Origin of the sequence: Streptomyces sp. DT190, assembly GCF_049846985.1 — a bacterium.
Lineage (GTDB): Bacteria > Actinomycetota > Actinomycetes > Streptomycetales > Streptomycetaceae > Streptomyces.
Window position 1 is genome coordinate 38,309 of the sequence record NZ_JBNCNM010000006.1, and the last position, 22,871, is coordinate 61,179.

Below are 22,871 nucleotides of genomic sequence, written 5' to 3' on the forward strand. Positions count from 1 at the left end.
CGGCCCGGGCGACGACCGCCCGGGCGACGACCGGCCCGGGTGACAACCGGCCCGGGTGACGGCCGGCGCCCCCTCACCCCTTGCTGACCGCCTGCAGGATCTCCGGCAGCCGCCCGGCCGTCCGGGGAGCGGCCAGCCGCAGCCCCGCCACCGTGAGCGCGGCCCCGTACAGCGAGCCCGCGGGCAGCAGCAGCCAGGCGACGTCCTCGCCGTCCGCGCTCAGGTTCAGCCAGATCGTCAGCGCGATGACGGGCGCGCACAGCAGGGCGGCCCCGATCATCCCGCCGAAGATGGAGATCCAGGCCAGCCCGGTCTGCCCGGGGGCGACGTTCTTGTAGCCCTCCTGCGGGATGGAGTAGGGGAAGCGGGCGGACGTCCACGCCCCGGTCGCGAGCATCGCGCCGAGCAGCGCGAAGGACAGCCCCAGCGCCTCCGGCAACCGCCGCCAGTCGCCGAGCAGGGCCGTCGTGAGGACGGTGACGAGCGCGGCGTACGGCAGGGTGATCAGCAGCAGGGCGCAGGCGCGGGCGCGCAGCTCGACGTAGGCGTCACGGGTGGAGGAGATCGTCGTCGCGACCATCCAGAACGCCGAGGAGTCCTGCCCGAACTGGTTGTACATCTGGATGCCGAGCATCCCGGCCGCGAAGCACGCGAAGTACACGGACCCGGTGCCCTGCCAGGCGTTGAAGACCGGCACGATCAGCCCGATGGCCAGCGAGGTCACCCAGGCCGCCTTGGTCTTCGGGTCGCGCCACACATAGCGCAGACTGCGCTCCATGACGGTGCCCGTACGGCCGGCGGGCAGCAGCCGCGCGAGCCCGGTCGACGACCGCTCGCGGGCGGCGCTGCCGGCCGTCGGCAGGGTCGAGCCGTCGGGCGAGGTCATCAGCCGGGTCAGATGCCGGGACCACACCGCGAGCAGCGCCACCAGCGCGCCCGCGCTGAGCGCCAGTTGTGCGACGGCGCGTGCGTACGACCCCTCGCTCACCGCGTGCACGGCCCCGATCGCGGAGGCGGGCGGCACCCACTGCAGCACGTCCCCGGCCGGGTCCAGCTCGCCGAGCCCCGACGTCCCGATGCGCTGGGCGCCGAAGTTGACCACCTGCGCCCCGAGGGCGATGACGAGTCCGCTCAGCACCGCGAGATCGTGCCCCTTGCGGCTCGACAGCAGCCGTACGTTGGCGGCGGCCACGGCCCGCGCGAGGGCCACGCACACCAGCAGCGCCAGCACGACGGCGACCACGCCCACCGCGAACGCGGCCCCGCCCCGGGCCACCGCGATCACCGAACCGGCCAGCAGGCACAGCGTGAACAGGGGCCCGATCCCCACCAGCGAGGCCGTGAGCAGCGCCCCCACCAGCGGCCGGGGCCGCAGGGGCAGCATCACCAGCCGGGTCGGATCGAGGGTCTCGTCGCCGCTGGGGAAGAACAGCGGCATCACGGCCCACCCGAGCGCCAGCACCGCCACCGCCAGCACGACCACCGACTCGGCGTGCGCGTGCCCGCGCAGCGCGATCAGGCCGATCAGCTGCAGCGCGGCGAACAGCAGCGCGAAGGCCGCCGAGGTGACGTAGGCGGCCGTCCGCCCGCCGGACTGCCGCAGCCCGTTGCGCAGCAGGGACAGCTTCAGCCGGACGAAGACGGGGGTGAGGGCGGGGGCGCTCACCGGGATCCGCCGCCCAGCCAGTCGAGGTCGGATCCGGCGTCCCGGCCCTGGGCGCCGACGAGTTCGAGGAACGCCCGCTGCAGTGAGGGCGCGTCACCGCGCACCTCGGCGAGGGTCCCGGTGGCGCGGATCCGCCCGGCGGCCATCACCGCGACCCAGTCGCACAGCGACTCGACGAGCTCCATGACGTGGGAGGAGAACACCACGGTGGCGCCCGAGGCGGTGTACCGCTCCAGCACGCCGCGGATGGTCTGGGCGGAGACGGGGTCGACGCCCTCGAACGGCTCGTCCAGGAAGAGCACTTCGGGATTGTGGAGGAGGGCGGCGGCGAGGCCGATCTTCTTGCGCATGCCGGTCGAGTAGTCGACGACGAGCTTGTGCTGGGCGCCGGCCAGGTCGAGGACGTCGAGGAGCTGGGTGGCCCGCTTGTCGACCTCGGCGCCGGGCAGCCCGCGCAACCGGCCCGAATACGCCAGCAGTTCCCGCCCCGACAGCCTCTCGAACAGCCGCAGTCCCTCCGGCAGCACCCCGATCCGGGCCTTCACCTCGACGGGATCCCGCCACACGTCGTGCCCGACGATCTCGACGGTCCCCTGGTCGGGCCGGAGCAGCCCGGTCACCATGGACAGCGTGGTGGTCTTCCCGGCCCCGTTCGGCCCGACGAGCCCGATGAACTTGCCCGCGGGCAGCTCCAGATCGATCCCGGCGACAGCGACCTGCTGCCCGAACCGCTTCCACAGCCCCTGCACCCGTACAGCGCTGGATCCCACCGCGTCTCCCTCCGTCACCCTGCACCCTACGGTTTCGGTGATGCCTCAGGGGCGCGGGGAACTGCGCGAGCAACCCCGGACGGCCCGCGGTCGCCGCACAACGCAAAGGGGCAGACGAACGGGCGCCTAACGATCCCTGCCGCACGCATAGGCCAACGGCGAGATCAACTCCTCCGCGTCCGGCAGCCACCGGTTCGCGGGCGTCGGCCGGCAGGCCCACTGCACGGCACCCCGCGACCCGAACCGCGTGGGCGGCGCGGCCACGTACGCGCCCTCGCCCAGCACCGTCAGATCCAGCGACGACACCGACCAGCCCAGCTTGCGCACCAGATCGGGCACCTTCGCGGCGGCCCCCGGCAGCACGAAGAACTCCATCCGCCGGTCCGGCGTGAGCGTCACCGGCCCCAGCGTCAGCTCCATCCGCTCCATCCGCGCCAGCGCCAGGAACCCGGCCGTCTCCGGCACGGAGATCGCGTCGAACGTCCGCCCCGTGGGCAGCAGGATGGACGCCGTCGGCTGCTTCTGCCACATCCGGCGCGCGACCGTCGCGCTCCCCGTCGCCTGCGTCGCCCAGTCCGGACGCGCCGGGTGCGAACCGGGTGCCGGACACGCGGCGTCACCGCACGAGCAGCGCTGACTGCCGTCGACGGCTTCCAGCCAGGTGCCCGGGAACACGTCCCAGTGGCGCTCCTCGGCGTAGCGGACGGCGGTCTCCAGCAGCGATTCCCCGCGCTGCTTCGGGATCTGAGCGGCTTCGGTGCCGGCGATCGTCTCTTCCACGATGAACACAACTCCGGTCGTCACCAGGGGTTACGCCCGCCCGCGTGCGCGGGGAGGAGCACCGCGTCCGGGGCCGGGGCGCATGGGTGCATGTGCGGGGGCGCGCAGGAGGATCGGTGGCCGGAGGTGGGTAGCCACGTGTGGGGCCGGCACCAGCCGTTACCCCGGCAATCCTCACATGCCTCGCATTTTCGCCTGGTCGGCGGGGCATTGATCTTCACGGCCGGATCTGTTCGCCGGGACGCGAGGGACCCCGGCCGCGGAAGACACGTCAACTCGGTGCGTGGGCAGGCACCGCAGCCACAGGGGGTACGCCATGGCCGCAAGGCCGCTCGTCGCCCGGCAGCCGAACGAACGGCTCCAGGCGCTCATCCAGGAAGCCGGTTGCTCCAACGCCGGCCTCGCCCGCCGGGTCAACATGTGCGGAGCCGAGCACGGACTCGACCTGCGCTACGACAAGACGTCCGTGGCGCGCTGGCTGCGCGGGCAGCAACCGCGGGGCCGGGCCCCGGCGATCATCGCCGAGGCGCTGGGCCGCAAACTCGGCCGTACGGTCACGATCGACGAGATCGGCATGGCCAACGGCAAGAACCTCGCCTCGGGAGTCGGCCTGCAGTTCTCGCCGACGGTGCTGGGGGCCATCGAGCAGGTCTGCGAGCTGTGGCGCAGCGACGTGGGGCGGCGGGACTTCCTGTCCGGCTCCTCCGTCGCCGCGTCCGCGCTGGTCGAGCCCAGCCGCGACTGGCTGATCTCCGCGCCGGACTCGCAGGTGTCGCGGTCGGCCGGGCCGCGGGTCGGGCAGTCCGACGTGCAGGCCGTGCGGGCCATGACGCAGGCGCTGGTGGACCTCGACCACCAGTACGGCAGCGGGCACGTGCGCCCGGTGGTCGTGCACTACCTCAACAGCGTGGTCTCGGGGCTGCTGGCGGGGTCGTACCGGGAGGCGGTGGGGCGGGACCTGTTCGCCGCGGTGGCGCGGCTGACGGAACTCGCCGGGTACATGGCCGTCGACACGGGCCAGCCGGGGCTCGCCCAGCGCTACTACATCCAGGCCCTGCGGCTCGCCCAGGCGGCCGGGGACCGCGGGTACGGCGGGTACGTCCTCGCGGCCTCCATGAGCCACCTGGCCGCGCAGCTCGGGAACCCGCGCGAGATCGCGCAGTTGGCGCGGGCGGCGCAGGAGGGAGCGCGGGGGCGCGTCACGCCGCGCGCGGAGTCCATGTTCCACGCGGCGGAGGCGCGCGGGCACGCCCTGCTGGGCGACGCGCGCGCCGCCCAGGTCGCGGCCGGGCGCGCGGTGAGCGCCCTGGAGGCGGCCGACCCGGCCACCGGGGACGACCCGGTGTGGATCGCGCACTTCGACGAGGCCTACCTCGCCGACGAGTTGGCCCACTGCCACCGGGACCTGGGGCAGGCCGAGGCGGCGGCGCGGTGCGCGCAGGAGTCGCTGGCCGGGCACCCCGGGACGCGGGCCCGCCGCCGGGCCATCGGATATGTGTTGCTCGCCACAGCGCAGGTGCAGCAGCGCGAGATCGAAGAGGCGTGCAACACGGGCATGAAGGCCGTCGAACTGCTGGAAGGGCTGCGCTCCAACCGGGGCGCCGAGTACCTGGAGGACTTCCAGCAGCGGCTGGAGCCGTACCGGGACGAGGCGGTGGTCCGGGAGTTCGGCGCCCGGCTCGACCTGCAGGCGGCGGCGTGAACACCGGCCCCGCACAGGGGTGAACGTCCGGGAAACGGCCGCTCGACGGGCGGGAGGTGACGTGCAAGGCGTGCCGTGACCCGGTGTTGTTACCGCGCTCACAGGGCAGGAGGTCGCGCCCTGTGCTGCGTGGCACGGGGCTCAGGGGACCCGGTAGCGTGACCCGACGATTCACAAGGTCCCCCATTAGTAGGAGTCCCGGTGACGCAGAGTGGACAGGGCGAGGAGCCCTCGGCGCGCCCCGCGCGCGAAGGCATCGTGCTGCCCTCGGACGGTGGCGAACCCCTGCTGCCGGGCATGACGGGCGGACCCGGCGACGCCCAGGCGGGCCGCCGGGCCGCGCCGTCCTCGTCGGGGCAGGCCCCCGCCGAGGGCCGGACCTGGGGCGGGCCCTGGGGCCCCGAGCAGCAGGCGTCCCCGCAGCCGGGCCAGACCTGGCAGTCCCCGCCGCCCCAGCAGTGGCAGACGCCGGAGCAGCAGGGCTGGGACGGCCGCGGGCCCGCTCCGCAGGACCCGGGAGCGCTCCCGCAGCAGGACGCCCATACGCCGGACCCGTACGCCCGGCCCCCGCACCACGCCCCGTACGACCCGGCCCCGCCGCAGGCGGGTGCCTACGGCGGCGCCCCGCTGCCGCCGGAAGGGGCCGGCGGGCACCCGGGCGGGCCGCAGGGCACGGACGGCTACGGGTCCCCGGCCGGAGGCGGCCTGCCGCCGTCCTCCGGTGCGTACGGCGCCGGGGCGGCCCCGCTGCCGCCCGCCGCGGACGCCTACGGGCCGCCCGCGGGCGGCCTGCCGCCCTCCTCCGGCGCGTACGGAGCCCCGGCCGGGGCCCAGGGACACGGTCCCGCGGGCGCCCCGCTGCCCGCGGCCGACGAGGGGGCGACGCAGTACCTGCCGCCCGTCGCCGGGGACGGGGCCGCCGCGGCCACGCAGTACCTGCCGCCCGTCCCCGCGGCCGCCGACGAAGGGGCCACCCAGTACATACCCCCGGTCGGACCGGGGGCGCTGCCGCCCGAGTCGTCCGCCGGGGAGGACCCCGAGGCGACGCGGTTCCTGGGCACCGGGCCGCGCGCCGGGGCCGGGCCGCTGCCGCCCGCCTCCCACCCGGACGCCGAGGCCACGCAGTACATTGCGCCGGTGCCCGGCGGCGCGGACCGGCAGCCGCCCGCCGAGTTCGGCCACCTCTTCCGCGACGACCGGGCCGCCGCGGCCCCCGCCGGGGCCACCCAGCAGCTGCCCCGCGTCGAGTCCCGGCAGCCCCAGACCTCCCACGCCGCGCCCCCCGCCGGCCGCTCCCGGGGCGGCCGGACCGGCTCGCGCGTCCCCGTCATCGCCGCCGTCGGCATCGGCATAGCCGTCCTGGGCGTCGGCGCGGGCGCGCTGCTGGCCGGCGGGGGCGGGGACGAGGGCGGCGACGACAACAAGACCGTGGCCGCCTCCGCGCCCGCGACGGACGGGTCCGCGTCGCCCTCCGCCGACCCGGCCCGCGCCCAGGCCGTCGAGCTGGACAAGCTGCTCGCCGACAGCGGCGACAGCCGCAGTGCCGTGATCAACGCGGTGGCGGACGTCAAGGGCTGCGACAACCTCGCCCAGGCCGCCAAGGACCTGCGTGACGCGGCCGGGCAGCGCACGCAGCTGGTCACCCGGCTCGGCGCCATCGAGGTCGACCGGCTGCCCGACCACGCCGCGCTCACCACGGCCCTCACCAAGGCGTGGCAGGCCTCCGCCTCCGCCGACAACCACTACGCGGCGTGGGCCGACCAGACCGCAGGCAAGAAGGGCTGCAAGAAGGGGCAGGCCCGGGTCACCGCCCAGACTCAGGCCGGCAACCGGGCCAGCGGCGTGGCGAGCGCCCAGAAGGCCAAGGCGGCCACGCTGTGGAACAGCATCGCCAAGACCTACGGCCTGACCGAGCGGCAGCCGACGCAGCTGTGACCCGGCCCGGGCCGGACCGGGCCCCGGCGGCGACCGCCGGGGCTCACGCCTCAGGGCCGGGGCGCACGCCTAGTAGGTGACGTCGGCGTCCTGCAGCGTGCGGGTCGTGTCGACGAAGCCCTTGCGCGCCGACACCAGCCGTCCCTCGCGCACCACCTGCAGGGTCACGTTCGCGTTGACCAGCCGCGGGAAGCCGACGGAGGCGAGCTTGTCCTGGAAGCGCCACCTGAGGGTCGGCGTGAGACCACCGGTGCCGACTTCGAGTCCGTCGTCGAGGGCCTCGGTCACCGTGTCGGCGCTCACCTCGCCGCCGCCGAGCGACTCCACGACCCGGTGGAAGACGGTGTAGGCGATCCACGTGGTCTGCACTCCGGCGTCCGCGGGGTCGATGCGGTTGTCGCCGAAGGCCTCCTCCTTGATCACGCGCTTCATCGCGTCCCAGCGCGGATCGCTCGCCACGGGGTACCAGCCGGTGATGTACGAGCCCTCGTAGGGCCCCGAGGCCCCGCCGGTCGCGTCGATGACCGTCTGGTCGACGCTGCCGAGCACCGCGGCCGTCCGTACGTCGGGGTAGTCCTCGCGGGCCCGGCGGAAGGAGTCCATGAAGGTGCCGTTGCGGTCCCCGAGCGCGGGTACCACGCAGCCCTCGTCCTCCGGGTCGGTCGTCGTCGACCGCAGCGCCCGCGCGGCGTGGCCGTCGTACTCGGTGGCGTCCTCCGGGGCGCGCTGGTCGCGCGCCGGGTCGTGCCCGCCCGCCTTCAGGCCCGAGTCGAGCAGCGGCGGCAGCTGGTCGCCCGCGATGGTGTCGGGCCGGACCAGGGCGACCGGCCCGCAGTCGGCGAGCGCGCTGCCGAGTCCGGCGAGCAGGGCGGGCTGGCCGCCGTTGACCGGGTAGGACAGCGGGCTGGTGAACTCGGCGTTGGTGATGCCGTAGCCGCCTATGTAGGGGATGCCGGCGCCCTCCAGGGAGGGGAAGAAGGAGTCGGCGTACTGGCTGTAGGATCCGACGACCGCGACCACGTTCTCCTTGACCGCCTGCCGGGCGCACTTCGCGGCGTCCACGCTGTCGTTGTGGTCGTTGCAGGTCAGCACCTTCAGCTCGCGGCCGTTGATGCCGCCGCTCGCGTTCACCCAGCGGGCGTAGGCCCGGGCGAAGGCCGGCATGCCGGGCTTGTTGGTGGCCTTGGTCTTCTCGGGCGCCCACGTCATGACGGTGATGGGGTCGTCCCCGGCGCCCCCCGTGGTGCCGGGGACGACCCCGCAGCCGGCGAGGAGCGACGCGCACGCGACCGCCGTGCCCGCGGAGAGGACGCCTTTTCTGGCGTGACGGGTGAGGAGGCCGGGGAGGGATGTGCTGCGGGTGCGTCGCCTGCCGGTCATGGTTCCGCACGATTCCGTCACATGGCTAACCCGTGAGTGATCCGTGGTCAACGATCGGTGACGCACAGGTGAATTACGGGGGCCGGTGTGACCGATGTGGAGGGGAACGTACGATCGATGACCGTGCAAGCTTCGGAGAACTCTTCCCGACGTGGCCGTCGCTCATCCACCATGGGCGGCATGCCTGTCAACGACATGCCGTGGTGGCGCTGGCGCAGCAACGTGCGCTCGGCGCTGCACATGCTCTCCGATCCCGTCTTCCAGCGGGACGTCTGGCTGGCCGGCGTGGACGGCTACGGCGACGTGACGGACGCGGTGTACCGGCTGGTGGAGGACACCTGGCTGGACCACTGGTCCGCCGAGAAGTACGTGGGCACGATCTTCCGCGACTCGCAGGAGGCGGCCCTCGTGGACACCGCCGTGCTGCGGGTGCTGCGGATCATGCACCAGGTCGGGCCGGACGCGCCGGTCGCCGCGTACCTGGAGCACGAGGCGTGGCCGGAGGCGGTCCGGGCCGCCCGGGAAGCGCACGTACGGCTCGCGGCGAGCGACGGCGAGGAGCCGGACACCCCGCCGCGGAGCCTGGAAGTGCTGCGGATCATGACCAGGTCCGCCTAGCGGGACGATTGCCGCTGCCGTCGTTCCTTGTGGGAACCTGTCCTGCATGAACGAGCAGTCCACCAGTGCCGCGGTCCCGGCCGAGCAGTACGTCCTCACCCTCTCCTGCCCGGACAGGAAGGGCATCGTGCACGCCGTGTCGAGCTATCTGTTCATGACCGGCTGCAACATCGAGGACAGCCAGCAGTTCGGCGACCACGACACGGGACTGTTCTTCATGCGGGTCCACTTCTCGGCGGACGCCCCGGTGACGGTGGAGAAGCTGCGGGCCAGCTTCGCGGCCATCGGTGACTCCTTCCAGATGGACTGGCAGATCAACCGGGGCGACGAGAAGATGCGCATCCTGCTCATGGTCAGCAAGTTCGGGCACTGCCTGAACGACCTGCTGTTCCGCGCGCGGATCGGGGCGCTGCCCGTGGAGATCGCGGGTGTGGTGTCCAACCACACGGACTTCGCCGAGCTGGTGGGCTCTTACAACGTGCCCTTCCACCACATCCCGGTGACGAAGGACACCAAGTCCGAGGCCGAGGCGCGGCTGCTGGAGATCGTGCGCGAGGAGGGCGTGGAGCTGGTCGTGCTGGCCCGCTACATGCAGGTCCTCTCCGACGACCTGTGCAAGCAGCTGAGCGGGCGGATCATCAACATCCACCACTCGTTCCTGCCGAGCTTCAAGGGCGCGAAGCCGTACCACCAGGCGCACGCCCGGGGCGTGAAGCTGATCGGGGCCACGGCTCACTACGTGACGGCCGACCTCGACGAGGGGCCGATCATCGAGCAGGAGGTCGAGCGGGTCGGGCACGACGTCACGCCGGACCAGCTGGTGGCGATCGGCCGGGACGTGGAGTGCCAGGCGCTGGCCCGGGCCGTGAAGTGGCACGCCGAGCGGAGGATCCTGCTCAACGGGCGGCGGACGGTCGTCTTCGCCTGACAGTCCGGGCCGGGACTACATCCTGCTCAGTGACGCCGCCGCGAACAGGACGTCCCTGATCGCCTCCCGGTCCCCGACCTGCCCGGCCGCGGCCTCCTGCGGAGGGACGTGGCCGGCCGCCAGGCGGCAGAACTCCACACCGTCCAGGGCCACGTGGGCCACCTCGTGCTCGGCGGAGCCCTTGGCGGCGGGGGAGTCCAGGGGGATCAGCCACTCGCCGCCGCCCGAGCCCTCGATCTCCAGGCGCAGACTGCGGCCCGGTTCGCCGGCCGCGACCAGATGGCGGTGGTGGGCGGGGGCCGCGAGACCGGCCTGTCTGCGGTGGGCCAGGGCCGTCGGGAGCATGCGGGCCGCCAGGTCGATCATGCGGTGCAGATGGCGTGGCGAGGGCGGGTCGTAGGGGTAGTCGACCGCGTCCGCGATGTCCTCCGCGTGCACCCAGCACTCGAAGGCCCGGTCGAGCATCGCGTCGTGCAGCGGCAGCTCGAAGTCGCCGTACGGGATCGGCATGCGTCCCGCGCCGCCGCCCGTGAAGGACACCGTGCGCACCAGGTTGTGGCTCTGCTCCCGCCAGGGGCCGCGCACCGCGCGCGTGGGCGGGAAGTGGGAGGCGCGCCAGAACGCCTCGGTGCGCGCCGACGGGGTGGGGTGCGACGCGGGGAGGTCGCCCAGCGGGTCGTCCAGGCCGAGCGCGACCGCCACCAGCCCGTCCACGCTGAGCAGATGCGCGATCACCCCGGCGACGGTGGTCCGGCGGGTCGTCGCCTCGTCGGCGCGGAACCAGCGCAGCCGTACCGGGGCGTGCCACTCGGCGTCGCCGAAGTCCTGCAGCAGGGCGTCCAGTCGCGCGGTCTCGGCGTCGTAGGCGGCGGCCCACTCGGGCACCGGGATGCGCGGCGGGCGCCGCTCCAGGCACGTCTGAAGGACGCGCGTGCGCAGACCCGGGTCGAGGTCGAGGCTCTCCGGGCGCTGCAGCAGCCCGACCGCCTCGCGCAGCCGCCGGGCCTCGTCGGCGCACGCGCCGCACGAGCCCAGGTGTTCCTCGACGGCCGTGGCCTCCTCCGGGGAGCAGGCGGCCAGCGCCCAGGCGCCGAGCAGGGACTTCAGCACGGGATGCTCGAACACGGGCCGTTCCGGTGGTGGGGGCGCGGGCAGGGGCAGCCCGCCGTCCTCGACGGAGGCGCGGGGCAGGGGGATCCGCGGCGGCTGTCCGCCTCCGGCGTCCGGGGCGTCGCCGTACTCGCGGCCGCCGGGGCCGCCGTCCTCGCCGTCATGGTCGTCGAAGGCCTCGAAGGGGTCCGGCCCGCTCACACCGCACCCCCGCATCCGGGCGGGGCGCCCGGGGCCTCGGTGTCGTGGGCGGTGGAGAGCAGTTGCAGGCCCAGGCGCAGCCGGCGGCGGGCCTCGTCCTCGGTGATGCCGAGGTCGGCGGCGGCCTGGCGGTAGTCGCGGCGCTGGAAGTAGGCCCGCTCCAGGGCCGCGCGCAGCGGGACCGGCATGGACTGCACGATGTAGTCGGCGCGGGCGGCGACGGCCGCGCTGCGCACCCGGAGCTCCAGTTCCTCCGCGGTGCCGGAGCCGTCCCGGGCGAGGGCGGCGGTCTCGGTGGCGCGCAGCCGCTGTACCGCGAGCCGGTGGGTCAGGGTGGCGACCCAGGTCCGCAGCGGTCCCTGCCTGGGGTCGTAGGAGTCGGGGTGCTCCCAGACGTGGACGAAGACCTCGCGGGTGATGCCGTCGGCCGCGCGCTCGTCGCCGAGGACGCGGTGGGCGAGGCCGTGCACGAGGGAGGCGAAGCGGTCGTAGAGCTCACCGAGGGCGGCGGCTTCCCCGCGTGCGAGTCGCTGCTGCATCTTGCGGTCCCAGCGAGGCGGTACGTCCCTTTGCGCCATGCGGCCCCTCACCCCCTGCCCGTGTTCCGCGCCCGTGCCCTGTCCAGCCTGTGCTTCACGTCTCCTCGAATGTAGTCGGCACGTCCGGTAGCGCACGCCCCTTTGTGGCAATGTGCGCCCCCCGGAGGGCCGCAGGTGGTAGGGGCCCACCGGGGCTCGCGCCGGAAGCCTTTGGTGCGCGCCTACCCACCCGCACTCCGATCAGACATGACCGATGAGGATCGAACAGGATCGAAGTCGACTAAAACAAGCCTCTTTTGCGAGGTGCCCGTTTTTCGGGCCGTGTTTCAGGGAACGGCCGCTGGGCAGCCGCGCTGCAAGGAAGCGTAGGGACTGCTTCCGTTTTGGCGAGCGAGGGGCGTGGTGGTGACCTTCAAAGTGACCGGCGGCGAGCAGGGCGAGTGGGCCGTGCTCCAAGTGTCGGGCGAACTGGATCTGGTGACGTCGCCCGTGTTGCGTCAACGCGTGCACGACGTGGTGGCCGAGGGGCACCACTGTCTCGTCCTGGACCTGTCCGGGGTGTTCTTCTGCGATTCCAGCGGCGTCGGCGTGCTCATCGCCGCCCGCCGGCTGATCCGCTCCTGCCAGGGCCGGCTGCGCCTGGTGCTGCCCGCCCGGGGCGCCGCCGACGGCTCGCACGTCAACCGGGTCCTCGGCGCGCTGGGCGTGCGCCGCCTGTTCGACGTGTACGGCGACCTGGACGCGGCCCTGGGCGACGAGGGCGAACCCCTGTCGGCGTGACCCGTGCGTGACGTCCCTCTCACGCACGGTGGACCGGGCGCCGCCCTCGTGGCACGGTGTTGTCCCGGAATTCCCCCGGTCTTGGCACAAGTGACGTTTTCCCGCGCCCGAACCGCCCCCTCCGTCGTACGCTCCGACCCAGACGCACCCCACCTGACGTAAGGCGGCCCGAAAGAGACATGGTCAGCAGCGAGTACGAGCGCAGGATCGCCGCCCGGTTCGCCACCTTCGACCAGGACGGCAACGGCTACATCGACCGCGAGGACTTCTACGGAGCGGCCAAGGCGCTGCTCGCGGAGTTCGGCGTCGCGGCCCGTTCCGACAAGGGGCAGGCGCTGTACGGCGGCGCCGAGGCCTTCTGGCAGGGCATGGCCGGGATGGCGGACCGCGACGGCGACCAGCGCATCACGCGCGAGGAGTTCGTCAACGGCGCGGTCAAGCGCCTGCGCGACAACCCCGACGGCTTCGCCGAGATCGCCCGCCCCTTCCTGCACGCGGCGCTGGACGTCGCCGACACCGACGACGACAGCGCGGTGACGGTCGAGGAGGCCGGACGCGTGCTGAAGTGCCTGGGCGTCCCCGAGGAGGCGGCCGCACCGGCCGCCGCCACGCTCGACGCGGACGGCGACGGCAAGGTCGGCGAGGCCGATGTCGTGCCCGCCTTCGCCCGCTACTTCACCGTGCCCGAGTAGACCGCGGCGGGTTCACCCGCCCGTGAAGCGCTCGCGCGGCCTGTACGTCAGCACCTTCCGCGGGGTCTCGCCCCGCGGAAGGGCGGCCACCCGCTCCAGCCGTTCGGGCGGTCTGCGCACCGCCAGCCCCTCGGCGCGCAGGAGAGCGGTGACGGCCGCGAGCGTCAACGGCTCGGCGCCGGGCGGCTGTTCCACCACCGCGCGCACCAGTTCCCCGCGCGCGGGTCCGGATACCCCCGGCACACGGCCTCCCCGCGCGGCCGCGCCTCCCCGTCCGCGATCCGGATCTCCATCCCCTCCGGCGGCCGGCCCTCGGTGGTCGCCGGCAGCTCGGGGCCGTCGTCCGGCGCCCCCTTGGTGATCATCGGCACCTCGGCCATGCCGCACCCGTGGGTGAGCTGCACGCCCATCTCCCGCACCACCGCGCGGTACAGCTCCGGCGGAGCGGTGAACGGTCCGTGTGCGGCACGCCCTTGGGGTCGGACGTCGTGCCGGACGTCCGGTGGATCCGGCGGACGGTGCCGGCCGCGTCTGCGCGCCGGTGGCGCAACACGCCCGGGCGCGCGACCAGTTCGGTCGGCCCATCTCGGCGTTCCAGGCCCGTGGCACACCTGTGCGCCGACATCCTGGTTCGGACGGAGACGGCCCGCGCGGCCGTGCACGCGGCGGCCGTCACCGCGGACCCGGCCGACATCGCGGCCGCCCGGCCGCTCGCCGACGAGCCCGCCGAGCGCGGTGCCCGCGACTGTCTGCAGGTGCATGGCGGCATGGGCTTCACCTGGGAGTCCGACGTCCCTCTCCACCGGAAACGCGCATGCATTCGAACCTGACATGCCGACCATGTCACGGAGAGTGAGGAATTGTTCGCGGCGGATCCGGGGAACGGAACGGCCTGACCGGCCGTCTGGCTGCGGTGTCGCGGCACCGGGCCGGGAAGATGTCGCGGATCGTGGCACGCCATGATCACGGAGCGTTGATACCGGCTTGTGTCCTCGGCGTGACTCGTCACGGCCCGGAGTCGACGACGGGCTCCGGTACCTTGTGTGAGATGCGAGTGGCTCTGAGCGCAGTGCGACCCAGTGGCGCCGCCTGTTCGACTGCCCCGGGTGAGCGTCGCACAGTATGCCGCACGGGTACTCCTTCGCGCTGGAATATGCCCGAAGCGCTTGTTGGGGTGACTGTACGTCAACCATGCTGTCCCACAAGGGATTCACGGTCCGTGATCCCTGACCCGGCCGTTGTTCTGGCCATGCAGAAAATGGCTACGATCGTGGCCCTCGTGAGGCGCGAGCCTAAGTGTCCGCCGGTTCGGATGGTGTGAGCGGTGCAGGTGCTTCAAGTGCAGCTGGAGATCCGGCCCGACCCCGCAGAGGTGGGGCGGGCCCGGCGGTGGGCCCGCTCGCGCCTCGCCGGGTCGGGTATACAGGCCGATGAACCGCTCGCCGAGACGCTGATCCTGCTGGTCTCCGAGCTCGTCACCAACGCCGTGGTCCACACCGGCCGTCCCGCCGTGCTGCGGCTGTCCCTGCCTCCCGCGGTGACGGAGGAGGTCACGGTCCGCCTGGAGGTCGCCGACCACAGCGGCCGGGCCCCCGTGCCCCGGTGCGCGGGCGACGAGGCGACCGGCGGCCGGGGCCTCGCCCTCGTGGACGGCCTGGCCGACCGCTGGGGCTGGAGCGTGGAGGCCACCGGCAAGCGCATCTGGTGCGAGCTGGACCGGTGCGCGAAGTCCCGTGACCACACGGCGCCGTGCGGGAGCGGCGCGGTGGCGTACGGCGGCACCGGCGGCGCGGCCCTCGAAGGACTCGCGGCCTACGAGGCGGTGTAGGGCGGCCGGCGCGGCGGTGCGGGGCTCACTCCTGTGTGCGGGGCGGTGGCGAGTCCCGCGCTCCTCTCGCGCGCGGTGCGGCGGCACATGCCGTGCGAGCGTGCGGCGGGCCCGGGGCACGGGTGCATGACGGGTCGGCCGGTTCCTGGCGGGGATGCGGCGATGCGCCGGGACGTGCTTCCGTGCGCGCCTGCGGCAAAAGCCGCATCAGCGACAAATCTCAGAATCGGTGTTGACGCCTCGTGACCGGATGCTCACGCTTGGGGGCAGCGATTCGCCGTGAGGGGACGGCGAGGGCCGCGACGACGGCGGCCCTCGGCGAGTGTGAGTCGTGACTCGGCGTCGGCTTCCTTCAGGGCCACGGGAAGCCGGGGTGGGAGCGCCGGAGTCAGGGTGGCGGCGCGCGCTGGCGGGCTCGGGGCGAGCAGCGCGGCGCCGCCATCCAGCTCCGGGTGGGGTCGGTGACCGGCCTGCGGGACGGCGACCGGTGCCACCGGGGATCCGGTCGCGCCGGTGAACGGCTCGGGGGTGGCCGACAGCGGGAAGGCGTGGCGGCCGGTTTCTCCACAGGCTGTGGACAACTTTTCGAGATTCCGGTCCTGGCCCTGCGGCACGCCCCTCTCCACCAGGTGCAGGGCGTGCACCGGCAGCCACAGGTCCTCGGCCTCGGGCGGGAACACCACGAAGGTCAGGGTGTCGTCGGCGACGGCGGCGACATCGCGCGCGTGGGAGCACTGAGGCGTGCGGACCGGCAGCTATCCCGTCGAGGACGTCGACGAGGCATGGGCGGACGCCCGGGCGGGGCGGGTGGCCCGGGCGGTCCTCACGTTCTGACGTCGCCCGCCGGGTGCTCGGTCCCGGCCCGGAAGGTCCGCCGGTAGGCCGAGGGCGTGACGCCGAGCGCCGCCTGGAGGTGCTGGCGCATCGACTGGGCCGTGCCGAAGCCCGCGTCCCGGGCCACCTGGTCGACCGAGCGGTCGGTGGACTCCAGCAGGTGCCGGGCGCGCTCCACGCGCTGCTGGGTGAGCCACTGGCCGGGACTGACGCCGGTCTCCTCGCGGAAGCGGCGTGTGAACGTGCGCACCGACATGGCCTCCTGGGCGGCCATGTCGCGCAGCTGGATCGGCTCGTGGAGACGGCCCAGGGCCCAGGCGCGCGCCGTGGTGGTGGTCGCCTGCTGCGGGTCGGGCACCGGCCGGGCGATGAACTGGGCCTGCCCGCCCTCGCGGTGCGGCGGTACGACCGTGCGGCGGGCCACCTCGTTGGCGACGGCGGAGCCGTGGTCGCGGCGCACCATGTGCAGGCACAGGTCGATGCCGGCCGCGACACCCGCCGAGGTCAGCACGTCGCCGTCGTCGATGAACAGCACGTTCGGGTCGACGCGGACCCGCGGGAAGAGCCGCTGCAGGTGCTCCGCCTGGGCCCAGTGGGTGGTCGCCGGGCGGCCGTCGAGCAGGCCGGCGGCGGCCAGGACGTAGACGCCGGTGCAGATGGAGGCGAGCCGGGTGCCGGGTCTGACCCGGGCGAGGGCGGCGGCGAGATCGTCGGTCAGCACGCCCTCCTCGTAGACCGGGCCGAGTTCGTACGACGCCGGGACGATCACCGTGTCGGCGGTGGCCAGGGCCTCCGGGCCGTGCGGGACGTGCACGGCGAAGTCGGCGTCCGTCTCGACCGGTCCCGGCGGCCGGACCGAGCAGGTCACCACCTCGTACAGGGGCCGTCCGCGGTCGTCCTTCGGGCGGCCGAAGATGCGGTGCGGGATGCCCAGTTCGAAGGGGAGCAGTCCGTCGAGGGCGAGGACGGCGACGCGGTGCGGGCGGTGGCCGGCGTCCGCGGGCCCGGATCCGGTGGCCGAGGTCATGGCCCGATCCTAGCGAATGCTGTCCTCCGGGCCACTCGCCGGCCGATCGGGCCGGGCCCGAAGCTCTATGCCGTGACCCAGACAACCGAAGCAGCGGCCGTCGAGCAGCCGCCGAAGTCCAGCCGCCGGCGGCGCGTGCACCGCGCCTGGTTCGTCGCCGCCGTCACCTTCGTGACGATCATCGGCGCGGCCGCCTTCCGTTCCGTGCCGGGTCTGCTGATCGATCCGCTGCACCGGGAGTTCGACTGGTCACGCGGCACCATCGGCGCCGCCGTCTCCGTCAACCTCGCGCTGTACGGCCTGACCGCCCCGTTCGCGGCGGCGCTCATGGACCGCTTCGGCATCCGCCGGGTGGTCGCGGTCGCCCTGAGCGTGATCGCGCTCGGCTCCGGCCTCACGGTGTGGATGACGGCGGCCTGGCAGCTGATGCTGTGCTGGGGGCTGCTGGTCGGTCTGGGCTCCGGCTCCATGGCGCTGGCCTTCGCCGCGACCGTCACCAACCGCTGGTTCACCGAGCGGCGCGGCCTGGTCAGCGGCATCCTCACCGCCGCGTCGGCCTCCGGGCAGCTGATCTTCCTGCCGCTGCTGTCCTGGATCGTGGAGACGTACGACTGGCGTCCGGCCGCCGTCACCGTCGCGCTCGCCGCGCTCGCGGTCGTGCCGTTCGTGTGGCTGCTGCTGCACGACCACCCCGCCGACGTGGGCCAGAAGCCCTACGGTGCCACCGAGTTCGTGCCGAAGCCGGCGCCCGTGCCGGGCGCCGCCCGGCGTGCCCTGACGGTGCTGTCCTCGGCCGCGCGCACCGGCCCGTTCTGGCTGCTCGCCGGCACCTTCGCGATCTGCGGGGCCTCCACGAACGGCCTGGTCCAGACCCACTTCGTGCCCGCCGCGCACGACCACGGCATGCCCCTCACGGCCGCGGCCTCGCTGCTGGCGGTCATCGGTGCCTTCGACGTCGTCGGCACGATCGCCTCCGGCTGGTTCACCGACCGGTTCGAGCCGCGCCGGCTGCTGGCCGTGTACTACGCGCTGCGGGGCGTGTCGCTCCTCTTCCTGCCGATGCTGCTGGCACCGAGCGTCCATCCGCCGATGATCTTCTTCATCGTCTTCTACGGCCTCGACTGGGTCGCCACCGTCCCGCCCACCCTCGCCCTGTGCCGCGAGCAGTACGGCGAGGACAGCGCGATCGTCTTCGGCTGGGTCCTCGCCTCCCACCAGGTGGGCGCGGCCCTGGTCGCCTTCCTCGGCGGCGTGGCACGCGACGCCTTCGGGTCGTACGACGTGGTGTGGTACGCGTCGGGGGCGCTGTGCGCCGCTGCGGCGCTGATGGCGCTGGTGATCAGGCGACGGACCGGGGGCGTGGCGGTGGCGCCGGAGCCGGTCGGTGGTCCGGGTCCGGGACCCCGGCGTGCAGCGGACGGCCGCTGACGTCGAGGCCGCCCCCCTGGGCCGGCCCGCCGTGCACGGCGGGCCCTCACGGCACGCCGCTCACCACCGACGCCGAACTGACATACCGTCAGGTCCGCGAGGCTGACGGAGCGTCAGGGAATGGGCGGGAGCCAAGCGAGTCGGCCCGGGTGGGCGGTGCGTGGTCAGCCCGGCAGCCGGGCCACCGTCCCCGAGCCGTCCCGGGCGACGGCCTTCGCGATGCGGACCGCGTCGATCGCCATCTCGCGGAGGTTGCCGCTGATCGGGTTGGTGAATCCGGTGAAGTACAGGCCCGGGGCGGTCCGAGGGGTGCGGGCGCCGTGCACGACGGGCCTGCCGCGGTCGTCGAGCACGCCGAGGTGGCCGACCAGATCCTCCAGGGCGCGGACGTAGCCCGTGGCGGCGATCACGACGTCGGGTGAGATCCGGCTGCCGTCGGCGAGGGCGATCTTGCCGCCGTCCTCGAAGCCGTCCACGGCGGCGACGATCTCCACCCGGCCCTTGCGTACGGCGTCGATCAGGCCGACGTCCTGCACCGGGATCGCGCCCTGCTTGACCCTGCTGTACAGGCCGGTGTCCGGGCGCGGCAGCCCGTGCGCCGACAGGTCGGGCGTCGCCACCCTCGCCTGCAGCCGGGACATCCGGTCGACCAGGCCGACCGGCAGCCGGCGCACGAGGATGCCGCTGTACTGGGCGGCCCAGCCCGCGGTCGACCGGCGCAGGATGTGCGGGACGGTGCGCACCGCGAGCCGGACCCGGGAGGCACCGCTGTCGGCCAGGTCCACGGCGATCTCGGCGCCCGTGTTGCCGACCCCGACGACGAGGACGTCCCGGCCGGCGAACGGCGTGCCGTTGCGGTACTGGGCGGCGTGCAGGAACTCGCCCGGATAGGAGTCGCGGCCCGGCCAGTCGGGCACGCGCGGGGTGTGGTTGAAGCCGGTCGCGACGACCACCGCGGCCCCGGTCAGCTCCCGGCCGCCGGTGGCGTGCAGCAGCCAGCCCGTGCCGTCGGGGAGGCGTTCCACGCGGGACACCTCGACACCGGTGACGATCTCCAGCCGGTGGTGCTCGGCGTACTTCTCCAGGTAGCGCACCACGTCGTCCCGGGACACCCACCGCCCGAACCGCCTCGGCATCGGCAGCCCGGGCAGGGCCGACAGGCGGCGCGTGGTGTGCAGGTGCAGCCGGTCGTAGTGGCGGCGCCAGGACGCTCCGACCCGGTCGGACTTCTCCAGGACGACGGCCCGTATGCCCCTCGCCCGCAGCGCGTACGCGGCGGCGAGTCCGCCGGGGCCGCCTCCGATGACGTAGACGGGGCGGTCGGGTGGGGGAGGCGCGGAGGAGTGTGTGGGGGGTGTGGAGTCGGCCATGAGCGGGAGCGTAATCCCGGACCTGCTTGATGGGTCTCGGTCAAGACCGGAATTGGTTGCGGATTGATCACGGCTGCGCGGCCCGGTCCGGCCCGCGGCCCGCGATGACCGGCGGGCTCGGCGGGCTCGGCGGAGTGGAACGGCTGGCCGTCCTGCGGCGGGACGCCCTTCACGGACCGCACGCCGTGCACCACCGCCTCGCCGTCCCCCTCGTGACCGGTCGTCGATTTCGGTGTTCATCAGGGTATACAGGGTGATTCCACCGAGAAGTCACGGAGCGGGACGGAGCGGCGCATGCGGACGGCGACCACCAGGACGGGCAGCCGGACCCGCACCGTCCTGTCCCTGCTGGAGCCCGGGGAAGCCGTCGTGCTGCCCTTCCTCGTCCTGCTGGCGCTGCTCGCCGTCGCACGTCCGTCGGCCGTCGGGCATCCCGACTCCCGGTCCGCGCTGGCCGCTTCGGCGGTGCTGGCGGCCCTGTGGTGCGCGGCCGCGGCATGGTGCCCGGTGTGGCACGGCAGGCGCTCGCGCCTCACCGGACACGCCCGCGGCCTGCTCGCCCTTGCGCTGTGCCTGCTGCTGTACCCGAGCCTGCGCTGGGCGGTCCCGATGCTGCACCCGGCCCGCTACGACGCGGCGCTCGCCCGCGCCGACCGGTGGCTGTTCGGCGGCCGCGACCCGCTGACGATGGTGGAGCCGCTGATGCACCCCACGCTGACGGCGGCGCTGTGCTGGGTCTACTTCTGCCTGTGGGTGCCGCCGCTCTCGCTCGCGGTGGTGCTGGCCGTACGCGGCCGCCACCGCGAACTGTCCGACCTGGTCCTGGCGTTGACGCTCGGCCACTGCGCGGGCTTCGCCGGGTACTTCCTGCTGCCGGCGATCGGCCCCTGGTACGAACTGGCCGACCGGTTCACCGTCTCGATCGACGGCAACTGGTGGATCGCCCACTACCGGGCGCACAACAACAACGTCGACGCCTTCCCCAGTCTGCACATCGCCACCACGACCCTGGTCGGCCTGCTCGCCTGGCGGGACTGCCGGCCGCTGCTGTGGCTGCTGTCGCCCCTGCTCGTCGCCATCGGCCTGTCCACCCTGTACCTGCGGTGGCACTACGTGGTCGACGTGCTGGCCGGCCTGGCCCTGGCCGCGGCCGTACGGCTCCTCGCCCCGCGCCTCAACGCGGCCTGGCCGCGGACCCGGGCCGTGCTGCCGCGCCCGGCGAAGGCGCCTGCGCGCCACGGCGTGCCCCTGTGACGCGCAGGTCTGCGGGCGGGCCCTTCAGCCGGCGGGCTGCGAGCCGCCGTCGCCGAGCGGGGTCCCGGGCTCCCCGGCCCGGCCCGTGCGGGTTCGCGGAGCCGTGCCGAACACGTGGTCCCAGTAGGGGCAGGAGACGCCGAAGCCGCGCTCGTGGTCGTCGAAGTGGTGCAGCAGGTGCCTGCGCCGCAGCGTCCTGCCGACCCTGCTGGACGGGCGGTGGTGGTGGACGCGGTAGTGCACCGTCTCGTAGACGGCGTACGCCGTGAAGAAGCCCGCGGTGACGGCGTGGCCGACGCCCCGGCCGGGCAGGAGCTCGAACAGGGCCATCGCCACCGCGGCGACCGGCAGGCTCACCACCGGCGGCATCACCACCCGGCGGACGTCGTTGGGGTGCTCGTGGTGGATGCCGTGCAGGGTCCAGTGCAAGCGGCGGCCCCAGCCGCAGGACGGCTCCCAGTGGAACACCAGCCGGTGCACCCAGTACTCGGTCAGCGTCCAGACCAGGTAACCGGTGAGGAAGGCCGGCAGGGCCGTGAGCCAGCCGGAGGCGCGCACCGAGGCGACCACGAGGACGGCCGCGGCGGGGCCGTAGAGCGCGGCCGGCAGCGCCGGGTGCACGCGGGTGAAGCGGTCGAGGAACGGCGAGTCGAACAGGGGCGGTGAGGCGCTGAGGCGCTCGGCGCGTGCGGGGCTCTCGGCTGTCATACGTGTCCCTGGGGTGAGAGGCGGAGCGGACGGGGCCGGACCCGGGTCCGGCGTGGGCGGATGCGGCGGCGGCCGGTCACACGGGGCCCTCGTACAGCGCGTACCGCTTGGACACCCGGGCCCCGAAGGCGGCCAGCGTCCGGTTGGCGGCCTGGTTGTCCGCCAGGGTCCAGGACACCTCGGCGGTGCGGTAGCCGAGGTGCCGCGCCCTGCGCGACACCTCCACGTGCAGCAGCGTGTCCAGCCCCCGGCCGCGGTAGGGGCGCAGCACACCGGCGGCGACCACCCGCACCCGGGTGACGCGCCGGGCCGCGCGCAGGTACCGCACCAGCCCGAGGGGCACGCCGCAGGTGTGCAGCCGCCCGCGGGCCGCCCGCAGCGCCGGGGCGACGTCCGGCAGCACCAGCGTGAAGGCGGCCGGCTCCCCGGCCACCTCGGCGATCAGCACCAGCTCGGGCCGTGCCACGCGGCGCAGCAGCTTCGCCAGGGCGTCGAACTCCTTCTCCGACGGTGGCGAGTAGCCCCAGTTGTGCTGCCAGGCCTCCTGGTAGAGGTGGCGCAGGACGGCCGTCTCGGCGGCGAAGTCCCGCAGGTCGACCGGCCGTACGCGCAGGCCCGGGACGGTGCGCGCCACATGGCGGGCGAGCCGCTCGGCCCGCGGACGCTCGTGCAGATCGAGGGGGATCTCCCAGGCCAGCAGGTCCATGGCAGGCTCCAGCCCGCCCGCCGCCAGCAGCCCGGGGTAGTAGGGCGGGTTGTACGGCATGAGGACGGCCGGGGGCTCGTCGAAGCCCTCGGTGAGCACACCGCACTGGTCGTTCGTCGTGAAGTCGACCGGCCCGACCACCCGCTCGTGGCCCCGCTCGCGCAGCCAGGCGGTCACGGAGGCGAGGAGCGCCCGCGCCGCGTCCGGGTCGTCGGCGCAGTCGAACAGACCGAAGAAGCCGTGCCGGGTGCCGTGGTGGGCGTTGTGGGCGGGGTTGTCGACCGCGGCGATCCGGCCGACCACGTCCCGTCCCCGCCGGGCGAGGAAGAGCCGCACCGAGCCGGTCTCGAAGAAGGGATTGGCCCGCCGGTCCACCAGCCGCCGCTGCTCCGTCCGCAACGGCGGGACCCACAGCGGCAGATCGCCGTGCAGGCGGTGCGGCAGACCCAGGAAGGCACGGTGGTCGGCCCGGGTGTCGACGCCGTGGACCCGCACGGCGGTGAGCGGTTGACGGGCGGGGCGCGGTGGATCCGTCTGCTGCGCGTAGGCCATCGAGTCAGGCCTCCAGGGTCGCTGTGGTCGGGGAGGTGAAGGCAACACCGGATATTACACAGA

19 protein-coding genes and 3 pseudogenes are annotated in these 22,871 nt (G+C 73.9%); 10 read left to right on the forward strand and 12 right to left on the reverse strand.

Annotation, left to right across the window (positions count from 1 at the left end; genetic code table 11):
- Positions 1–73: 73 nt before the first annotated feature.
- From ACPXCS_RS13210 to ACPXCS_RS13220, 3 genes are all read right to left on the reverse strand, one after another.
- On the reverse strand, positions 74–1,666 hold the full coding sequence (locus ACPXCS_RS13210; RefSeq protein ID WP_425947041.1) for a transporter: 1,593 nt from the start codon (positions 1,664–1,666) through the stop codon (positions 74–76).
- Positions 1,663–2,454: an ABC transporter ATP-binding protein gene (locus tag ACPXCS_RS13215; RefSeq protein WP_425947039.1), complete on the reverse strand. Its 792-nt coding sequence runs from the start codon at positions 2,452–2,454 to the stop codon at positions 1,663–1,665. Before ACPXCS_RS13215 ends, ACPXCS_RS13210 begins: the two co-directional genes overlap by 4 nt.
- Before the next feature lie 108 nt (positions 2,455–2,562).
- The gene (locus ACPXCS_RS13220) at positions 2,563–3,225 is read right to left on the reverse strand and encodes a bifunctional DNA primase/polymerase (protein WP_425947037.1); all 663 of its coding nucleotides are present in this window, start codon (positions 3,223–3,225) and stop codon (positions 2,563–2,565) included.
- Positions 3,226–3,532: 307 nt separating this feature from the next.
- Between ACPXCS_RS13220 and ACPXCS_RS13225 the strand changes: the two genes are divergently transcribed.
- Together ACPXCS_RS13225 and ACPXCS_RS13230 are read left to right on the forward strand one after the other, a co-directional pair.
- Entirely contained in the window at positions 3,533–4,918 is a 1,386-nt protein-coding gene (locus ACPXCS_RS13225) for a transcriptional regulator (protein WP_425947036.1), read from the forward strand.
- Between the two features lie 201 nt (positions 4,919–5,119).
- Complete coding sequence (locus ACPXCS_RS13230; RefSeq protein WP_425947035.1) at positions 5,120–6,853, forward strand: hypothetical protein; 1,734 nt, start codon at positions 5,120–5,122, stop codon at positions 6,851–6,853.
- A 69-nt stretch (positions 6,854–6,922) separates the two neighbouring features.
- Here the strand turns inward: ACPXCS_RS13230 and ACPXCS_RS13235 are convergent, their stop codons facing one another.
- Positions 6,923–8,233: an ABC transporter substrate-binding protein gene (locus ACPXCS_RS13235; protein WP_425947033.1), complete on the reverse strand. Its 1,311-nt coding sequence runs from the start codon at positions 8,231–8,233 to the stop codon at positions 6,923–6,925.
- Between the two features lie 117 nt (positions 8,234–8,350).
- Here ACPXCS_RS13235 and ACPXCS_RS13240 point away from each other — a divergent pair, with 117 nt between their 5' ends.
- Together ACPXCS_RS13240 and purU are read left to right on the forward strand one after the other, a co-directional pair.
- A complete protein-coding gene (locus ACPXCS_RS13240) occupies positions 8,351–8,851 on the forward strand; it encodes an SCO4402 family protein (protein ID WP_344539651.1) in 501 nt (166 codons plus the stop codon).
- 46 nt (positions 8,852–8,897) lie between these two features.
- Complete coding sequence (gene purU / locus ACPXCS_RS13245) at positions 8,898–9,779, forward strand: formyltetrahydrofolate deformylase (protein ID WP_425947031.1); 882 nt, start codon at positions 8,898–8,900, stop codon at positions 9,777–9,779.
- A gap of 15 nt (positions 9,780–9,794) precedes the next feature.
- Here purU and ACPXCS_RS13250 read toward each other — a convergent pair whose 3' ends face one another.
- Together ACPXCS_RS13250 and ACPXCS_RS13255 are read right to left on the reverse strand one after the other, a co-directional pair.
- Complete coding sequence (locus ACPXCS_RS13250) at positions 9,795–11,105, reverse strand: zf-HC2 domain-containing protein (protein ID WP_425947030.1); 1,311 nt, start codon at positions 11,103–11,105, stop codon at positions 9,795–9,797.
- A complete protein-coding gene (locus tag ACPXCS_RS13255; protein WP_425947028.1) occupies positions 11,087–11,668 on the reverse strand; it encodes a sigma-70 family RNA polymerase sigma factor in 582 nt (193 codons plus the stop codon). The genes ACPXCS_RS13250 and ACPXCS_RS13255 overlap by 19 nt, the downstream gene beginning before the upstream one ends.
- 360 nt (positions 11,669–12,028) lie before the next feature.
- Here ACPXCS_RS13255 and ACPXCS_RS13260 point away from each other — a divergent pair, with 360 nt between their 5' ends.
- Together ACPXCS_RS13260 and ACPXCS_RS13265 are read left to right on the forward strand one after the other, a co-directional pair.
- Positions 12,029–12,409: an STAS domain-containing protein gene (locus ACPXCS_RS13260; RefSeq protein WP_425947027.1), complete on the forward strand. Its 381-nt coding sequence runs from the start codon at positions 12,029–12,031 to the stop codon at positions 12,407–12,409.
- A 179-nt stretch (positions 12,410–12,588) separates the two neighbouring features.
- Positions 12,589–13,101 (forward strand): EF-hand domain-containing protein, encoded by a 513-nt coding sequence (locus tag ACPXCS_RS13265; RefSeq protein WP_425947025.1) that lies wholly within the window; start codon positions 12,589–12,591, stop codon positions 13,099–13,101.
- A 12-nt stretch (positions 13,102–13,113) separates the two neighbouring features.
- On the opposite strand, the pseudogene ACPXCS_RS13270 reads toward ACPXCS_RS13265, so the two are convergent.
- Positions 13,114–13,565: pseudogene (locus tag ACPXCS_RS13270) on the reverse strand (hypothetical protein); the annotation flags it as partial.
- Positions 13,566–13,621: 56 nt separating this feature from the next.
- Here ACPXCS_RS13270 and ACPXCS_RS13275 point away from each other — a divergent pair.
- Positions 13,622–13,997, forward strand: a pseudogene (locus ACPXCS_RS13275) (acyl-CoA dehydrogenase family protein); the annotation flags it as partial.
- 443 nt (positions 13,998–14,440) lie between these two features.
- Complete coding sequence (locus tag ACPXCS_RS13280) at positions 14,441–14,929, forward strand: ATP-binding protein (RefSeq protein ID WP_425947111.1); 489 nt, start codon at positions 14,441–14,443, stop codon at positions 14,927–14,929.
- 476 nt (positions 14,930–15,405) lie between these two features.
- Here the strand turns inward: ACPXCS_RS13280 and ACPXCS_RS13285 are convergent.
- Both ACPXCS_RS13285 and ACPXCS_RS13290 read right to left on the reverse strand, forming a co-directional pair.
- A pseudogene (locus ACPXCS_RS13285) lies at positions 15,406–15,684 on the reverse strand (cyclase family protein); the annotation flags it as partial.
- Positions 15,685–15,752: 68 nt separating this feature from the next.
- On the reverse strand, positions 15,753–16,790 hold the full coding sequence (locus ACPXCS_RS13290; protein WP_425947024.1) for a GlxA family transcriptional regulator: 1,038 nt from the start codon (positions 16,788–16,790) through the stop codon (positions 15,753–15,755).
- A 72-nt stretch (positions 16,791–16,862) separates the two neighbouring features.
- Here ACPXCS_RS13290 and ACPXCS_RS13295 point away from each other — a divergent pair, with 72 nt between their 5' ends.
- Positions 16,863–18,218 carry an MFS transporter gene (locus ACPXCS_RS13295; protein ID WP_425947022.1) on the forward strand — a complete coding sequence of 452 codons (1,356 nt, stop codon included), beginning with the start codon at positions 16,863–16,865 and terminating at the stop codon, positions 18,216–18,218.
- A gap of 164 nt (positions 18,219–18,382) precedes the next feature.
- Here the strand turns inward: ACPXCS_RS13295 and ACPXCS_RS13300 are convergent, their stop codons facing one another.
- The gene (locus tag ACPXCS_RS13300) at positions 18,383–19,588 is read right to left on the reverse strand and encodes a flavin-containing monooxygenase (RefSeq protein ID WP_425947020.1); all 1,206 of its coding nucleotides are present in this window, start codon (positions 19,586–19,588) and stop codon (positions 18,383–18,385) included.
- A gap of 294 nt (positions 19,589–19,882) precedes the next feature.
- On the opposite strand from ACPXCS_RS13300, the gene ACPXCS_RS13305 reads away from it, so the two are divergent.
- On the forward strand, positions 19,883–20,842 hold the full coding sequence (locus ACPXCS_RS13305; RefSeq protein ID WP_425947019.1) for a phosphatase PAP2 family protein: 960 nt from the start codon (positions 19,883–19,885) through the stop codon (positions 20,840–20,842).
- Positions 20,843–20,866: 24 nt separating this feature from the next.
- Here the strand turns inward: ACPXCS_RS13305 and ACPXCS_RS13310 are convergent, their stop codons facing one another.
- Both ACPXCS_RS13310 and ACPXCS_RS13315 read right to left on the reverse strand, forming a co-directional pair.
- Positions 20,867–21,550: a sterol desaturase family protein gene (locus ACPXCS_RS13310; protein WP_425947017.1), complete on the reverse strand. Its 684-nt coding sequence runs from the start codon at positions 21,548–21,550 to the stop codon at positions 20,867–20,869.
- Positions 21,551–21,626: 76 nt separating this feature from the next.
- Positions 21,627–22,808 carry a GNAT family N-acetyltransferase gene (locus ACPXCS_RS13315; RefSeq protein WP_425947015.1) on the reverse strand — a complete coding sequence of 394 codons (1,182 nt, stop codon included), beginning with the start codon at positions 22,806–22,808 and terminating at the stop codon, positions 21,627–21,629.
- Positions 22,809–22,871: the final 63 nt, after the last annotated feature.

Coding starts and splice junctions, on each gene's coding strand:
- purU (WP_425947031.1), top strand. CDS start 8,898: ATGAACGAGCAGTCCACCAGTGCCGCGGTCCCGGCCGAGCAGTACGTC.
- ACPXCS_RS13310 (WP_425947017.1), bottom strand. CDS start 21,550: ATGACAGCCGAGAGCCCCGCACGCGCCGAGCGCCTCAGCGCCTCACCG.
- ACPXCS_RS13300 (WP_425947020.1), bottom strand. CDS start 19,588: ATGGCCGACTCCACACCCCCCACACACTCCTCCGCGCCTCCCCCACCC.
- ACPXCS_RS13250 (WP_425947030.1), bottom strand. CDS start 11,105: ATGCGGGGGTGCGGTGTGAGCGGGCCGGACCCCTTCGAGGCCTTCGAC.
- ACPXCS_RS13305 (WP_425947019.1), top strand. CDS start 19,883: ATGCGGACGGCGACCACCAGGACGGGCAGCCGGACCCGCACCGTCCTG.
- ACPXCS_RS13240 (WP_344539651.1), top strand. CDS start 8,351: ATGACCGTGCAAGCTTCGGAGAACTCTTCCCGACGTGGCCGTCGCTCA.
- ACPXCS_RS13255 (WP_425947028.1), bottom strand. CDS start 11,668: ATGGCGCAAAGGGACGTACCGCCTCGCTGGGACCGCAAGATGCAGCAG.
- ACPXCS_RS13265 (WP_425947025.1), top strand. CDS start 12,589: ATGGTCAGCAGCGAGTACGAGCGCAGGATCGCCGCCCGGTTCGCCACC.
- ACPXCS_RS13315 (WP_425947015.1), bottom strand. CDS start 22,808: ATGGCCTACGCGCAGCAGACGGATCCACCGCGCCCCGCCCGTCAACCG.
- ACPXCS_RS13225 (WP_425947036.1), top strand. CDS start 3,533: ATGGCCGCAAGGCCGCTCGTCGCCCGGCAGCCGAACGAACGGCTCCAG.
- ACPXCS_RS13290 (WP_425947024.1), bottom strand. CDS start 16,790: ATGACCTCGGCCACCGGATCCGGGCCCGCGGACGCCGGCCACCGCCCG.
- ACPXCS_RS13235 (WP_425947033.1), bottom strand. CDS start 8,233: ATGACCGGCAGGCGACGCACCCGCAGCACATCCCTCCCCGGCCTCCTC.